This window comes from Clostridium transplantifaecale (assembly GCF_900626075.1).
Classification (GTDB): Bacteria; Bacillota; Clostridia; order Lachnospirales; family Lachnospiraceae; genus Otoolea; species Otoolea transplantifaecalis.
Window position 1 is genome coordinate 516,665 of the sequence record NZ_UYZY01000001.1, and the last position, 15,755, is coordinate 532,419.

The following is a 15,755-nucleotide window of genomic DNA, read 5'->3' on the forward strand; positions in this document are numbered from 1 at the left end:
TAATCTCCTGTGTTTACTATTTGGGGCTTTTTACATGTTAATAGTGCCGTTATTGTCTCCTATTACTACGCCGTTGTTATGCTGTACATTAATGGACTTTTCTGCTCTTCCGCTATTCTCCATGTCGCGTTTTATAAGGTCGTTTACATAGGCGTTTAGGGACTTATATCCTAATGCTTTCCAATGTTCTTCTATAACGGCTTTTTGGCCTTTTGGTACGTTGAATATACATCTGTCATAATTTTGTTTTGCGTATTCATTGTCGTATTTTTGTTTGTCAAAATTACTCATTGTATGTTTTCCTCCTTTACACTTTGTCACAAGTGCACAAAAAATATCATTGCACTTTGTCACAAGTGCCTATATACACTTTGTCACAAGTGTGATAAGATATATATAACAAATCAATTAGAGTTTATCACATAAAGGGAGGGTTAAGCAATGACAAAAAAGGAAAAGGCGGTTTTAAATCGTTTTTCAGATGATGTTCTTCGGAAATTTATGAATGCTTCGCTTAGTGAGAATGAGCATGATGTGGATTGTTCGTTTTTTGAACTTAAGCTGATAACGGAATTAAAAAAAGCGTTAGAATCTTGTAATGAGGCAGGGGTTTAGTCCCCTCCCCTTTAATGACGCCTAGGACGGTCACAAGCCCGTGTAAAGTCAGAGTGGAGGAAACAATCAAGGGTATCTCTCATTTTTGCCATACGATGGAACGGTATATAGGGTTGATACATGGTAGGTGGTGACAGTTTTTGCGTGGCTGTTAGGTAGATTGTTTTCTATATATTCAAGCGGTTGTTGTGGGTGCATCGGGAACCCTCATGATGGATTTAGATAGCTATAAGATGCTATTCAATCAGGTTGATGTAAAAGCCCTGATTGGCTCTTTGACAATAGAATAATAAAAAGGATGGTGTTTAAATGAAAGCTAAAGTTGTAGGAATTCAGATTATTAACTACACAAGTAAGAAGACAGGTCAGCCTGTGTCTGGTACATCGTTACACGTAGAATTTACGGACGCTCAGGTTGAGGGAACCGCTGTTGATAAGGTGTTTTTAAGCTCTCAGCTTAATCTCCCGGAACTGTGCAATGTTACGCTTAATACAAACGTAGACATTGAATATAATAACCGCGGTTATGTTCAGGGCTTACGTGTCCTGAAATAACCTTCCCTTTTGTCAAGGAATAGGAGGAAGATTCTGTCCTGTTCTATAGGACAGAATACGCTCCCCTTGACAAAAAAATAACAGGCATATCATGTGTGCTGGTGTTGGTGGGCGCACTCTCCCGCCAACACCTTACCCGCTCCCCTCCCGGTAAGTCTGGGGCTTAGTATTACCCCAGACTTCTGTCGCAACCTTCGGCAGGCCTTGTCAAACTTACAAAAACTCCACCGCGACAGCAACGTGTCGCACTTGTCGCAGTCGCAACGGTGGCGAAAAAACAAAAATGGAGGTCGGAGAAATGGCAAAGGATACACAGTCAAGGAAATGGCAATTGACAATTAATAACCCGGTTGAAAAGGGATTTACACACGATAAATTGAGAGAAATTGTTGGTACTATGTCATCTGTAATTTACTGGTGTATGGCCGATGAAGTTGGAGAAGAAGGTACATATCATACACATGTATATTTGCATGGTAAAGGCGGTATACGCTTTTCGACAGTTAAGAAAAACTTTGAAGGGTCTCACATAGAAATGGCAAAAGGAACGGCTCAACAGAATATGGAATATGTCTCTAAGACAGGGAAGTGGAAGGATAATAAAAAATCAGAAACATCTGTTCCGGGAACGTTTGAAGAGTTTGGAGAAATGCCTATGGAAAGACAGGGAAAAAGAAACGATATCGATGATTTATATTGCATGATAAAAGAGGGTTTAAGTGATTATGATATTTTGGAGCAGATGCCTGAAAGTCTCTTAAATCTTGATAAGCTTGATAGAGTTAGGCAAGTCTTGAATCAAGAAAAGTATAAGAATGAATTCCGGGAATTACAGGTGTCCTATATCTATGGTGATACGGGTACAGGAAAAACGAGAAGTATTATGGAAAAGTATGGTTATTCAAATGTCTTCCGTGTTACAGATTATTCTCACCCTTTTGATAATTATCATGGTCAGGATGTAATAATATTTGAGGAATTCCGCTCTAGTTTTCCAATTCAGGATATGCTTAATTATCTTGACGGATATCCTTTGGAACTGCCTTGTCGTTATAATAATAAGTTTTCATGTTTTACAAAGGTTTATATCACAACAAATATATCATTAAGTCAGCAGTATACAGGCGTTCAAATAGATTATCCCTCTACGTGGTTTGCGTTTTTAAGACGTATTAATAAGGTGGTTAATTATCAGGCAGGTGGGGAAATAAAGACTCAAAAAATAGAGATGGGAAAAGATGGGTTTTATAGTCTTCTTGATTATGAAAAAGTTCCCTTTGCAGTGTAAATGCAACTATTCGGTGAAAGTTTGTCTTTCACAAATAGTTGACGGGCGGCGCGCTCCCAACAGCGGGAAAATGAATGTCCGCGCGCTGTCAACTACCACTCGCACTGCGTTTCCGTTTTCGTGAAAGACCTATGACTTTCACGAATAGTTGGATATAGGTAGTATAACACTACTCTACATAAAAATCAATTCAAAAAAGGAAGTAATCTCATAATGTGAAAATTGTCACGTTTTTAAAATACTGTTTCCCCGGAAATAATAACTTCTGATGCGGTAAACTCCATTCCTACGGACATTCCGGCCCTGATGTCCGTAAAGCCGCCATAAAAATCTACATTTTCTCCCGGGAATTTTGATTCATAATCTTTCCGGCTGTGTCTGTCTCCCAGAATCATATACTGATCGGAAAGTCCCTCGCGGATAAGACTGTAGTCCGCTCCTTTCCGGGCGGAACGCCGCTTTTTAAGCTCCAGTTTAATCTGTCTGACCCGCTTTTCCTTACGGGCCTTCTCCGCATGTTTTTTCCTTACTCCCAAAAGCTCTTCCTGATCTAGCTTTCTGATCTTTTTGCTTCCCCTGGCGAGAAGCTTCTTAAGAGAACGCATAGCCCTCCCAGCTTTCACACGCTCCTTTTCATCCCCATAAACAGCGGCAAGACGGAGGTTATTGATACTCCGGTGAACATCACTCATGACTTTCTTTACTTCTCCTTTGGAACCGGCTCTCGCGAGGCTGGAGAAATGATTCATGGAGGAATAAGAGACATGCACCCTTTTACTGAAATCATTTTCCTCCGGTTTTTGTGCCCAGCTTTCAGGACCTCCGGAGGAGTTCGCCATATTTTTCTTTAATGCGTCGGCCATCTTCTTTGCTGCGTCTGTTTCCGACTGTTCAGGGATATACCAGGAAACTGCTTTAGACTCACTCAGGTAAATTCCCCGTGCCTCCATGTCTTTTCCCCCTGCCGATAACTGTCTCAAAGCCTCGGCCAGGGCTGTCCTGCATGCGTCATAATCTTCCCGGCTTCTTGCCATCCGTTCTAAGAATTCCCGGCTGACAACCAGATACGTGCCCCGTCCCAGTTCGGCCGCCATCTGTCTGATATTGTGTGTCCCGCTCTGCTTTTCAGCAAGAAATGTAATTCCCGGATAATCCTTTGAAAGGATATCAAACAGATCGGAAATTGCAGTATCGGAGACGGACGTATCCCGGTCTGGGGATAATTCGGCAATATCCCTGTTTCGTCTCAGGATCTGTGCCGGCAATTTATCCTCCCGGCCGGATTCCGTCTTCAAATTTCCCAGGGCTCCTATTTTACCGGATGAAGATGAAATAGACGGACTTCGATTTACCTGTCCGGCCTCCATATAATACAAATCGTGATTCCCCTTCCTGTAGCTTTTTACTAAATCAGCGCTTCTATCCACTATGCCCACAGCCACGCCCCCTTCCAGCGGCTTCGCCGCCAATAAGCCTTTTGTTCTTATTGAAATAGTACCACATGGAAATGGACAAATCAATCACTGTTACAGCGGGTGGAAACTGAAAACAAGTATGATATCGGACCGGTCGGGGAGACGGCTGCGGAATGCCTCTTTTATTCTGTTTTCTACCAGTGCCGCATGTTCCGGGGCGGCGTCCGGGATTACGGCCAGAAACTGGCAGCAGCTGTATTGGATGAAAATATCACTGGAGCGGAGGGCGCATCGGATGCTCTTCTTTAACTGATCTGCTAAAAAGTCACGTTCTCTCAGACCGATAAAACAGCCGTGCTGTTCCGATAAGGATATCAGCACCAACTGGGCACAGAATCCTGTCCGGAAAAACCTGTTTTTCAGGAATCGGCAGACAGCCAGGAAGTTCAGGTAGTCCTGTCCGACGTCCATTCCGCAACTATTTATTCCTTCCAGCTGGCGGCAGACATATTTTAGATCGTCAAAGCGCTCTGCTTTTAGGCAGCCCATCTCCGCCTCATTGTCATTGTGTTCCAGTGCGCCATGATAAAAATTAACCTCTTTTCTCTGCCCTGCTTTACCCGAGCGCATGGCAAGAGACGCTCGTTTGCATAAGCTCTGGAACGTGTCTCTGTTTTCCGTTACGGCTGCCCCTATTGTTACCTCAAGATATTCCAGTCCCATTTTTTGAGCGGCCTGCTTGATTCTGGCCTGCATTCCTCCCATTTTACCGTAGAGAAAGTCTTTTTTCTCAGTCCCGGAGATAAAGACTGAAAATTCATCTCCGCCGATACGTCCGATAACATCTTTCTTAAAGAAATAATATCCCATAATTTCCGGCAGTTTTCTTAGGAACATGTCTCCTGCCATATGGCCATATTCCTCATTGATGTGCTGGAAGTTGTCTATATCCATAATGAGCAGTAAACCGGGACGCTTGCCTGCGAGCAGTCTGTCCACCTCCGTCTCCATGGCGTCCCGGCATAAAAATCCCGTTAATGTATCTCTTTGTCCGTAAAGCGCGTTTTTACCGCCGTTTTCCTCTTGTGAAATATTCGTTTTATCCATTCATCACACTCCCTGCCCTGCCTGCTGCAAATTTCAAATTGCTTAAAACCGGATCGTAAATACAGTGCCTTTCCCCTGGGCGCTTTCGGCCCGGACCGTACCGCCCATTGCCTCCACAACCGTCTTTACGATATACAGTCCCAATCCGCTGGAACCGTCCTTTTCCCCGCGTTCCGGAGACACCTTGTAGAAACGTTCAAAGATATGCGGCAGGTGCTCAGGGGCGATTCCCTCCCCCGTGTCGGATACCGTAAGTTCGGTTCCGCCGCCGGTTTTCCGGACCCGGAGAGAAATACTTCCTCCCTCCGGCGTATAACGGATCGCATTGTAGACCAGGTTATCCAGTACGCTCCATATTTTATTGCCGTCCACGTTCAGTTCCAGTCCATCCTCAGACTCTGCCGAGAAATGAATTCCGTTATCCTGAACCAGTTCGCAGTATTTATGTTCAGCTTCCTGCATCAACCGGGCGGCAGAAATGCTCTCCTTCCGGTAAACAGCCGTGCCGCCCTCCATGCGGGTGACCTCGAACAGGTTATGGATGAGTCTCTGCAAATCCAGATTTTTGTGATAGGCGATACCCAGGTATTCTGCCCGCTCCTGTTCATTGGCGGCAACCGTGCCGTCTCCCAGCAGCTCCAGATAGTTATTTAGCACGGTCAGCGGTGTCTTGAGATCATGGGATATATTTGCTATCATTTCCCGGAGCGCCGCCTGGGAGGCAGCCAGCTGCTTATTAGCATTATGGAGCTGTTCTGTCCTCTGTTCCACCAAAAGCTCCAGATTTTCGTTGACGCGCTCGACCTCGTTATGCGCCTTGGCGTAGTTTCGCGAGAGCATAAGGCACTGGCTGAGAAGGAGAAACATGTTTGGGACTATGCCTGGTACGAAAAGTTCCCCCTCAAAGACTGTCTTAGACAGAGGGCCAAAAAATATGAAAATGATCAGGCTGATAAAATATAAAAGCCGATATGGATCTCTTCCGATTTTTCTGTTTTTCACCACCAGTAACACCGAAATACAAAATGGAACCAGTACCAGGAACATCCAGTTTACGGCCACCGCGTAAGGAACGCTCTGAATGATGATGAATATCATAGGCAAAATGAATGCGGCTCCGTATACTACCCGCAGGACCCGGCCCAGCCGGATGGAAAACAGCTGCAGCATAAAGAGGCAGATACACAGATTCTGAAGGGTAAATAAAAGCAGAAATACCCGGTTAAGCACCGGCCCTATCCCGCCCGGCAGAAAATACTGGACTAGGTTGTTGCTTTCCATAGCCAGCCGCATTGTGGTCACCAGACAGGTGACACTGTAAATGAGATAAATCCTCTCCCGGCGGCGGAATGCAAAGAGAAACAGGTGGTAAATTCCGATAAAGAAAATGCCGCCAAGGGCAGCCGCTACCAAAATGCGCTGCCGGAATATGTGATGGGTCAGCACCGTATCGCGGCCGATGAGAAGCGGATAAAACAGGCCGCTCCCATTCATATGGTAGTTGGCCGCCTGAATTACCAAATCCAGAGTACCGTCCATGGGCACAACAGCCAGCAGGTCGTTTCTGACTCCCGGAACTGTATGCTCCGCCGAGCTGCCCGGCCTGCCTGCTTCAAAAAGCTCCCTGCCGTTGACCCAGATAACAGAGGATGACATGATTTCCGGGACATAAAGAAGCAGCGCATCATCTGTGGCGGTCTCAATATGCAGACGGTACGTGGCATATCCAAGCCTTGGATATCCGAGCTTCAGCCACGGTCCCGGCAGGGAAATATACTCTGCCTCCACTTCTTTTCCCTGTCCTAAATCATCAGGGGTATACAGACAGCCATAGTAAAACTCCCATTCACCGGACAGGGCATAGACATCGGAAGTAAAATCGGTCTCTCTTAAATCCATCACCCCTTTAGAAGCGGCCGGGCCTTCCGAGACAAAAGGCTGCGATGCGGTAAACAGCAGGGTGACACAGACCGTCATGATTAAAACAAACATAAACAGAAACCGTTTCATATTTTTGTCCTCGCTTCTGACCTGGAGTGAAACAGATACCCCTCACCGCGTATTGTCTCAATGGTGCCGACAAGATGCCCTGCATCACCCAGCTTTTTTCTCAGCCGTGCAATATGTACCGCAATGGAGTTCGTTGTGTCCGGCAGGCCTGTCCGCCATACCTCACGGTATAATTCCTCTGGAGACAGGATACGGCCGGGATTGCCCAGAAGATAAAGAAATACGTCAAATTCTTTCTGAGACAGCAATATCACGCGGTTCCCCACCGTCAGGCTCTGCTGCTGATGGTCAATGGTAAATCCCTTCATAACGCTGCGGCGCACCTGTGCATATACACGGGCGGCCAGTTCTTTGAGACTGTATGGCTTGGTAATATAATCGTCGCCGCCGGACATTAATCCGCGGATTTTGTCTTCTTCATCGTCCATACAGCTTAAAAACAGGATTGGTGCGGAAGTAATCGCCCGCACTGCCTTGCAGAGCTCAAACCCGTTTAAATCCGGCAGCAGGACATCTAAAAGAATACAGTCATAGCTGTATCTGCGCAGAAGCTCCAGGCCGTCTTTGGCACAGGCTGCGGTATCCACCCTGTATCCTCTGGACTCTAAATATTTCTGGTTGGTACGCAGAATGTCCGGTTCGTCGTCAACAGCCAGCAGCCGGTAAATATGTTCCATCGCTTCTCCTCCCCTCTATGCACTATGAACAAAATCGTTCATATTCCCCTAAATGACAATATGCGAACGGCAGGGGCCGTTCGCATATTTACTCTTACTTTATTATATTGTTGAAATGGTTTTCTGTCAAATGATTTTGAATTGGTTCAAATCTTGAAGAGGCAGCGTCATGAGCACTTAGCGGACAGGATTTTTTGTATGTCATCAAAATGCGCCTTGCAGGTGACCCGGTATTGGATCCAGCCGCCGTCACCACAAGGATATTGATTGTCGATATACTCCTGCGTGTATTTCTGTAACTGTGCATATAACAATTGATACTGATTTGCGGATAAGCGTACCATCACTGTAAATGAATTATTTTCGGCGAAAACATTGCATATCAGTTTTTTCTTCAACCTGTGGGCTATCCCCCAGCCATATTGTTTTCCATAAGGAAAGGTAATCTGCTGCGCTGTAGCATACGTTGCAGTCAGCCACTCGTTCAGCGAAGAAAACATCCCGGCAGTCTCACCGCAATAGGATGCCAAATCGGCCGGCGAAGGCGTCTCCTGTTTGTTTAGCATTCTCTCGTACATATCAGGTGTCTCCCGAATTCTTATTTTATACTTCTTAAATATTATTCATATATTACCATTCTTTTTTCAGCTCCGTATACCAGTCGAGCTGATAAGGACCGTCCTCCATGGCTTTCAGGGACTGATAAAGATAAACACGGTACTGAAACTCAGACTGTGGGTCGGTGGGATCGGATTTACTCCAATATACATACCCGTAAATATAACTTTGCATAAAGTCTTCCCAGGACGGGAACATGGCCTGTGCCTTTTTGGCAATTTCCAGAGATTTGTCCATGGCCTCCTCATAGGTATAATATCCAGTTACATAATACTGTCCCAGAAGCATCAGTGCGCGGCTCAAATCCCAGCCTGCACATGCATGTTCCCCATAAGTCTTGTACGCCATATAGGCTGCCATCTGCCGGCCCGCCTCACCGTCGGAAACAGAGCTTTGGCTGCCGTTGTCTCCCCAGGATGCATTCAAAGCGATATCCGTCTCATACTGACCAAGATTATGTTCATTGTAATAATTTAAAAGCGCCTTGTTATGCCCTTCCGTCTCCAGCCAGGTGATTTTGTCTTCGGCGCTTTGACGGTCCGTAATGCCCCAATCCCGCTGCAAAACCTGCCTGAGAGCCACGGAATAGACCAGATCATTTGGGGAACCGCCTCCCGGTTTTGAGATATCCGCGCCGTTGCGGACACACCAGAGGGCATAGGCGGAATTGAACCAGCGCACCGTATCCGGGTACGTCCGCGACTCAGCCGCGCCGCCGGTTCCGGCCTGCACCGTTAAACCGGCGCCGGGCAGCGGGGAAAGACAGCATGAAAAAACTGCCCCCAGAAGTAATGCTGCTATTAATTTCTTTTTTATCATTCCTTTTCCTCCATCCCTTCTGTACCGCTGAAGTTTATGCCGTAAACCTTCACCATATGTACTTCATTATAATAGATTTTTGGTGAAATAGTGCCGCTTTCCGGTAAGCGGATAGTTCTCCAAAAGGAAGACCTCCTCATAGCCGAGTTTTTTATAAAAATCAGGGGCCTGAAAACTGAAGGTGTCTAAGAATACGTATTTACATCCTCTTTCCCTGGCTGTGTCCTCTGCCTGATTGAGCAGCCGGCGGCCGATATTCTGCCCTCTCAAAAGTGTATCCACCCATAAAAACTTTATCATAAGCCAATTGCCGTGCGTTTCCCCAATCAGTCCGGCCGTTTTTTTCCCCTCTGCGTCTTCCAGGAAAATTCCCACTTCCCTGGGATTTTTGTCTTCCAGTCTTTCCATGTTGTATTCCAGCAATCCGGCATAGATTTCGGCTCTGTCATGCTCCTCAATTTTATCTGTAATCCGAAAATGAACGGTATTCTGATATTCCATTTTACTGCCCTCCTTTTATCTAACTTATTCTTTTTCCGGAATTACATTCAGGGTCTTAAGCAGCTCCTTGTGGGTACGTTCTGCATCCGCGTGGAAAACGGCAATATGGTTCGGATCTCCGCTCCTGTCGGTAAAGGCGGGAAATAAAAATCCGCATTCCGGTTTGCCAGGTTCATACTCTCCGGACAGGGGACAGATGGCGCAAATCATATATTCAAATACCTCTTCCGATTCCCACAGACGTTCCTTGTCGGACGCTTTTGCCGGTATATCATAGCGGTCGTGGAAAACGAGAATGGCGTACCCGGAGGATGCGTGATAGTTCTCCATGATGACATCGTAAAACGTATCCATCAGGGCGTCGTTTTTCAAGCCGCATTCGTTCATCGCCATCAGTAACTGCCACATACCGCCCGGCTTTCGTACCGCCTCGGGAAATTCGTATTTCTTCAGGTTCACATTGGTGGCCGAAAAAGGGATTTCCTTTGCCAGCGCCAGCTTTTTAGTCCGTTCCGGTGAGGAAAGCTTCAGAAAATTGGTATTAAAACTTCCGTCAAAATCACCGTCCCTGTCCACATAACATCCTGCAATTCTCGTGAAGGAGGTCCGTGAAAGAGTCATCCGCCTTGTCAGCTCCAGCATATCTTCTCTGTTAATCATAATCTGCGTTTACCTTTCTGTCATATTATCGGTTTTTTATTAGTCGGGAGTGGGTCAGAACCTCATCAGAAGAAAATTCGCCGTCAGTCCGGCGGCCGTTCCTATGAGCAGTATTAGATCCCCCCGTTTGATTCTCCCCTCCTCAACAGCCTCACAAAGCGCGTAGGGGACCGAAGCGGAGATCAGGTTGCCATACTCCGGGACGCGGTCAATATAGGCGCCCTTCCCAAAGCCAAGTCTGGGCATGATGAGATTAAGCGCCCTGCTGGCCTGATGGGGAACCACCAGATCAATCTCATCCCGGGTCACGCCTGCTTCCTTCAGACAATGCTCTACAAAGCCGGGCAGACACTTGGCGGACAGCTTCAGGATCCGTTTACCCTTCATATCAAAATAATAGTCTTCCCGGTTCTTATCATTCATCGAAAAGGAGGGCATCAGGCCGCCTCCGCCTCTGATTTCCGTGTCATGTGCGCCCTCGGACCAGGTTCTCTGGCAGCTGTAGAGGATCGCGGACGGATTGGATTCTTCGGATTTTGTCAGCACACAGGCGCTGGTTCCATCTGAAAACAGTTCGTAGCTCTCCGTCTGCTCCGGGTTCAGGGCCGCGGATGCCGTATCGCCCGATATAATCAGCGCATTGTTATACCGTCCGATTTCAATCATGCATGACATTACATCCAGGGCCGTGATAAAACTGGTACACGTTGTATTGATATCCATAGCGGGAATCTGAAGGCCTTTCGCCAGCCGTTCATGCACAAGGGCGGCGTTGCAGGGAATAGCCTGCAGCGGAGTTGCCATGGCACAGACAATACAGTCTATCTCTTCTATCTTCATCCCGGCGCATATAAGCGCCTTTTCTGCCGATACCACCGCCAGATCCAATAGAGTTTCCCCCTGTTCCAGCCGGTACCGGGTCTGTCCTCCAAAATCTATCTTATGCGCCGCCAGGTTATTTCCCCAGCCTGCAATCTTTACCCTGCGTTCCTTCATCCGTTCCCCTTTCCCCTGCGTTCTTCCTCTCCACCCGCTTCATCTTCCTGCCTTTTTCCCTGACGTATGCCGTAAATCTGATTTCCGGCAGGATAAAACCGCAGTCCTCTGAGAGAAGTAAAAATTCCTCCGCAATTCTCTGTTTTCCGTATTCCGTCAGGTCGGCATAAACGGTCAGACGGCCGTCCCGCTCCTGCACAATCCTGTAATCTCCGGATATGCCCGTCTCTTCCGATTCTCCGCCCCCATCCGCAAACAGGATGCATCTTCTGATAAAGTCGGGGAATACGGACACATCCCGCCCGTCATGGCCCTGGAAGGTAAAGACGTCATCCTCACGGCCCTCTATCTTTTCGAGCGCCAGGCATGGACTGCCGCAGGCACAGGCAGCCTTCTTTTCCACCAGTATGTCATTTAAACGGTAGCGGATGATGGGTTGAGCCTTCCGTTCAAAGTCGGTCACAATGGGTACAAATCTTTTTTCATCCAGGTATTCCCGTTCGATATGTACGATATCCTCGTTCAAATGGAGCGTTCCCTTTGGACAGGTGGAAGCCAGGCAGCCTTCGGTGCACTGGTAGACCTGGTGAATCACGGGCAGCCCGAACGCTTCCTTAAGTCTCTGTTCATCCTCCTGTTCCAGTACCTCGGCAATGGAAATCACGGTTTGCGGCTGGAGTTTTGTCTTCCCCTGCCTGATATCTTCCGCAATCATAAGAAGGAGTGAAGGCTGCCCCGCCAGAATCTGCGGCCGGATTTCCTCAAGACGTTTCCGATGCTCCTCCATGTCTTTATAAATATCAAAGAAATGAAACCGGATATTTTTTGACTTTACCGCCTCATAGAGGTTACTGTCAGCCCTCATGAAAAATGCGATGGCGTACTTACCCAGGATGCTGCCGGGAAGGAATTTTGCAAGGACATATCCGGCCCAGCGGTTCTTCTCATCGTCGGATACCAGGAAAATCCCTCTGCTGCCTGAGGTGCCGGAGCTGAGCCCCACCGTCACCCCCTTGAGTTTTGGCGTAAATTCCCGTTCCCGTTCCGCCCGGACCGCAAAGTCCAGGGCTTCCTCCCTGCCGATCCCGACCGTGTTGAGCTCGTCAAAATGTTCCATCATGAATGCTTTATCCGTAACCGGACAGGAAGACAGTTGTTTTACTCCCCTGTAAACGGTGGAATGGTCTGCAATATATTTTAAATGTTTTTTGACTTTCTGTTCCTGCCATCTTTCCAGGGAACTCCTGTCGGAAAACGGCCTTCTGTATTTGTAATAAAGATAATATTTAAGCACGGAAAGCTGGTCTGCCATAAGTCTTTTCACTCCCTCTCTGGTGGGAAAACACGAATTGGATTTCCGGGTGCTCCCGCTTCAGCCTGCAGAGCTTCCGGAGCGAATTTTTGTACTCCGCAAAATCTTTCTGGATCAGGCGCGGAATCACTCTCATCCGGAGCGTATCGCGGACCAGGTCACCTCCCCAGCAGGCATCCGCCGCCAGGAACAGCTTCAAATCGGGTATCCAGAGTCCCATCTGTCCCGTACAATGCCCATGAAGCGCTACGCCGATGAGGCTGCCGTCCCCGAACAGATCGTAAACCTCTTCAAAATACCGGCAGAGGAAATGTTCGGTAAGCCGGTTCTCCGGTTCCAGGCGGCTCACCCCGTCACTTTCCCCGGGCAGCATCTCCGTAAACACCAGATCCCGGATTCCCGGTTTTTCAAGCGTCTTCATGGTTCCGGCCGAAGCCACCAGGCGGTATCCGCTGAATTTCTTAAGCCCTCCGATGTGATCCGGATGGGCATGGGACAGAATGATGGTTCCGATGCTTTCCGGACTGATTCCGTCGGCTTTCAGCCGTTTATCAATCACCTGTTCCGGACTCACATGGACCGGGTTTAAAAGACGGTACAGTTTATGAAACGGGCCGCCCTGATAGATGGCCTCCGAGTATCCCGTGTCAAACAGGATGTTTCCAAGCCGCCTGTGCCGTATCAGGGCCGCCATTGCCGGAAACTCTCTCTTTTCACCGGGATGTCCCCGGAAAAGGAGCCGCAGGTCATTGGTGCAGGAACCGCAGTGATACAATTTTACCACATCAACCAGCGCGGGCGGTTTTGGCAATCTCTGGGACATCTCCGCTTTTGGGGAAAATTGCCCCGGCAGCGCTTTCTTCCTCTCCGGCTCGTTTTCCTTCCACCAACGCCCATATTCCTGAATCGATTCCGTCAGGGATTTCTCAGGTTCATAGCCGAGTATGTCCCTTGCCCTGCTGATATCCATGGTCTGGGAAAACGCCAGCGTGCATACCGTGTACTTTGTAAGCGGAGGCTCTCCTGACAGGCGGAATGTCCTGTAAGCCCATTCCAGGGCCCAAGCCACGCCGTAAACCGCCTTAAAAGGCAATTTCCTGTAGTGGGGCTGCTTATCAATGGCGGCCAGAAAGGATTCCAAAAGGATACGGAATTCCATCGGCTCCCCATTGGTGATATTAAACACCTTTCCATCCGCCTCCGCCGCAGTCAGGGCCAGACGGCAGGCCTGAGCCACGTTTTCCACACTGGTCAGATCCACGGTGATGCAGCCGTCCCTCATAAGGGGAATCCCAATCCGCTCATTCGCCCGTAAAAGCCGGGGAACCAAGCTCGTATCCCCGATCCCGATCAGCCCCCTGGGGCGGAGAATGACGGTCTCCAGTCCCTTCTCATGCATCTCACCAATCACCCGTTCCGCCATCAGTTTCGACTTGATGTAATAGTTTAAATCGTTCTGTTTTGGCGCCTGCTCCTCACGGATTCCATAGCGGTCATGCTTCTCCGTATAGATGCTTGGGGATGAAATATAAATGAGACGTTCGACGCCGTTTTCAAGGCAGAGTTCCGCCACTAGAGCGGTTCCCGCCACATTCGTCCTGTAGAAATCCTCCCATTTTCCCCAAACCGTGGAAAGGGCGCCTGCATGGATGACGTACCGGACATTCCGAAAATAGGTCTCACACGTTTTGCGGTCTGTGAAATCGCCGGGACAGAATTCAGCTCCCAGTCTTTGAAGCGCTTCTCCGCGCTCCCGGTTTCGCCCAAGGGCTAAAACCCGGTATTCCTTTATAAGGCACTTCACCAGATATCCGCCCAAAAATCCGGTAGCCCCTGTGATCAGAACTGTATCCCTCATTCGCCCTGCCGCCTTTCCTCTTTCGTTGTATTGCTCCGCTCCAGTAAATTAAGTGCCGCACTCACATGAACCGCCGTCGCCTTTTTTCTCCGATCCCAGCTCCATGAATTTTTCAGAGCCATGGCAGCCATGGCTTCCCGATACAAATCTGCTTTTTTTCTCAAGATCCTTCCAAAACCCATTGCCTCAAACCGCCTGGCATTTATAAGCTGTTCTCCCTGCTGGGGGCACATCAGGCAGGGGACGCCGTAATAAAGAGCTTCATGGATGCTGTTCATACCGCCGGCCGTGATAAAGAGAGAGGCATGTTTCAGGATCTCTTTCTGGTTTACGAAGGGACGGACAATGAAGTTATCCGGAATCCGGTCCGTTTTTTCGATATTCCAGGCCATAACTACACGAAAACCGGCTCCCTTTCCCCGGCCGAACTGCCTCAGTATCTCACGAAGCAGTTCCCGATCCCGGTTAAAGACGGTTCCCAGGGAAATGTAGATTAGTTTTTCAGGCGGACAGATGAAATCATTGCTCCGGATGCTCTTCATATGGGGAGACAGAGGCCCGAGGAATACATAGTTCTCCCCAAATTTCCCGCCTCCGGGCTGGAACATCCTGGAGTATCCCATCAGGTTCCGGTTTCCTTTGTTCATCAGGACGGGGAGCATTCCCAGTGTCCGTATTCCATAACTTTGACCAAGCTGACGCCGTATCCGGAGCGCCTGGGGAAGTTCTCCCGCATACCGCAGAAAACCGCAGGAAAATCCCGAGGCATATGCGAAAAAGGCCCTACCCCCGATCCGGTCAATGGCTGCAATACTGTAGAAGCTGAAAGACGGTACCGAAAGAAGTTCCCCAACTGCCCTGCCCCACAGAGCCAGGGAATCAAATATAATATGGCACGGCTTGTCCTGAGCTGCCTCCGAAAGCAGCTCAGGCAGCATATCGCGGGTATATTCAAGAATCAGCCGGTACAGCTTCAGCAGCTTGTTCCCATCCGAAGTATCAATGGTTTTGCCGCCCAGCGGATAAGCCCTGTATTCCCCGCCGTTAGCCTCTATCTCCGCCCGGTAAGGTTCCGTTGCATAATAGATGACACGGAATCCGGCCCGGGCCAGCCGTCCGGTTAAATACAGGTTCGAATGAATATGCCCATAGGCAGGAATCGAATAGAACAGAATGGTCTTTTTCGTTTCCTGCTTCTCTGATTGCTGCTCCATTGCCGCCTCCTTGCTTTTTTTTGCCGCCTTCTGAAAACGGGCACCAGCCATTTCTGACTGATGCCCGTTGGCCCATCTGATACTGGTTTTAAACCGTTATATTTTGTAAT

The 15,755-nt window shown here is 48.4% G+C and carries 16 protein-coding genes; 3 read left to right on the top strand and 13 right to left on the bottom strand.

The window, feature by feature from the left end:
* Window positions 1–30: 30 nt before the first annotated feature.
* Complete coding sequence (locus EJL91_RS02285; RefSeq protein ID WP_125140339.1) at window positions 31–291, bottom strand: hypothetical protein; 261 nt, start codon at window positions 289–291, stop codon at window positions 31–33.
* A gap of 150 nt (window positions 292–441) precedes the next feature.
* Here EJL91_RS02285 and EJL91_RS24480 point away from each other — a divergent pair, with 150 nt between their 5' ends.
* From EJL91_RS24480 to EJL91_RS02295, 3 genes are all read left to right on the top strand, one after another.
* Window positions 442–615 (top strand): hypothetical protein, encoded by a 174-nt coding sequence (locus EJL91_RS24480; protein ID WP_164516734.1) that lies wholly within the window; start codon window positions 442–444, stop codon window positions 613–615.
* 309 nt (window positions 616–924) lie between these two features.
* A complete protein-coding gene (locus EJL91_RS02290) occupies window positions 925–1,170 on the top strand; it encodes a hypothetical protein (RefSeq protein WP_125140340.1) in 246 nt (81 codons plus the stop codon).
* Window positions 1,171–1,468: 298 nt separating this feature from the next.
* Window positions 1,469–2,458, top strand: a complete 990-nt coding sequence (locus tag EJL91_RS02295; protein ID WP_125140341.1) for a replication protein — start codon at window positions 1,469–1,471, stop codon at window positions 2,456–2,458.
* Between the two features lie 233 nt (window positions 2,459–2,691).
* Here the strand turns inward: EJL91_RS02295 and EJL91_RS02300 are convergent, their stop codons facing one another.
* From EJL91_RS02300 to EJL91_RS02355, 12 genes are all read right to left on the bottom strand, one after another.
* Window positions 2,692–3,894 carry a hypothetical protein gene (locus EJL91_RS02300; RefSeq protein WP_125140342.1) on the bottom strand — a complete coding sequence of 401 codons (1,203 nt, stop codon included), beginning with the start codon at window positions 3,892–3,894 and terminating at the stop codon, window positions 2,692–2,694.
* A 90-nt stretch (window positions 3,895–3,984) separates the two neighbouring features.
* Window positions 3,985–4,980 carry a GGDEF domain-containing protein gene (locus EJL91_RS02305; protein WP_125140343.1) on the bottom strand — a complete coding sequence of 332 codons (996 nt, stop codon included), beginning with the start codon at window positions 4,978–4,980 and terminating at the stop codon, window positions 3,985–3,987.
* 42 nt (window positions 4,981–5,022) lie between these two features.
* Window positions 5,023–6,990: a sensor histidine kinase gene (locus EJL91_RS02310; protein WP_125140344.1), complete on the bottom strand. Its 1,968-nt coding sequence runs from the start codon at window positions 6,988–6,990 to the stop codon at window positions 5,023–5,025.
* Window positions 6,987–7,667: a response regulator transcription factor gene (locus tag EJL91_RS02315; RefSeq protein WP_125140345.1), complete on the bottom strand. Its 681-nt coding sequence runs from the start codon at window positions 7,665–7,667 to the stop codon at window positions 6,987–6,989. Before EJL91_RS02315 ends, EJL91_RS02310 begins: the two co-directional genes overlap by 4 nt.
* Before the next feature lie 167 nt (window positions 7,668–7,834).
* On the bottom strand, window positions 7,835–8,245 hold the full coding sequence (locus tag EJL91_RS02320; RefSeq protein WP_125140346.1) for a DUF3788 domain-containing protein: 411 nt from the start codon (window positions 8,243–8,245) through the stop codon (window positions 7,835–7,837).
* Window positions 8,246–8,297: 52 nt separating this feature from the next.
* Complete coding sequence (locus EJL91_RS02325) at window positions 8,298–9,104, bottom strand: DUF1266 domain-containing protein (protein ID WP_125140347.1); 807 nt, start codon at window positions 9,102–9,104, stop codon at window positions 8,298–8,300.
* A 66-nt stretch (window positions 9,105–9,170) separates the two neighbouring features.
* On the bottom strand, window positions 9,171–9,605 hold the full coding sequence (locus tag EJL91_RS02330) for a GNAT family N-acetyltransferase (RefSeq protein WP_125140348.1): 435 nt from the start codon (window positions 9,603–9,605) through the stop codon (window positions 9,171–9,173).
* 24 nt (window positions 9,606–9,629) lie between these two features.
* A complete protein-coding gene (locus EJL91_RS02335) occupies window positions 9,630–10,265 on the bottom strand; it encodes a DUF4317 family protein (RefSeq protein WP_125140349.1) in 636 nt (211 codons plus the stop codon).
* A 54-nt stretch (window positions 10,266–10,319) separates the two neighbouring features.
* Window positions 10,320–11,261: a 3-oxoacyl-[acyl-carrier-protein] synthase III C-terminal domain-containing protein gene (locus EJL91_RS02340; protein ID WP_125140350.1), complete on the bottom strand. Its 942-nt coding sequence runs from the start codon at window positions 11,259–11,261 to the stop codon at window positions 10,320–10,322.
* Complete coding sequence (locus EJL91_RS02345) at window positions 11,221–12,573, bottom strand: F390 synthetase-related protein (RefSeq protein ID WP_125140351.1); 1,353 nt, start codon at window positions 12,571–12,573, stop codon at window positions 11,221–11,223. The genes EJL91_RS02340 and EJL91_RS02345 overlap by 41 nt, the downstream gene beginning before the upstream one ends.
* The gene (locus EJL91_RS02350) at window positions 12,548–14,431 is read right to left on the bottom strand and encodes an NAD-dependent epimerase/dehydratase family protein (RefSeq protein WP_125140352.1); all 1,884 of its coding nucleotides are present in this window, start codon (window positions 14,429–14,431) and stop codon (window positions 12,548–12,550) included. The genes EJL91_RS02345 and EJL91_RS02350 overlap by 26 nt, the downstream gene beginning before the upstream one ends.
* Window positions 14,428–15,645 carry a nucleotide disphospho-sugar-binding domain-containing protein gene (locus EJL91_RS02355; protein ID WP_125140353.1) on the bottom strand — a complete coding sequence of 406 codons (1,218 nt, stop codon included), beginning with the start codon at window positions 15,643–15,645 and terminating at the stop codon, window positions 14,428–14,430. The genes EJL91_RS02350 and EJL91_RS02355 overlap by 4 nt, the downstream gene beginning before the upstream one ends.
* Between the last annotated feature and the right edge of the window lie 110 nt (window positions 15,646–15,755).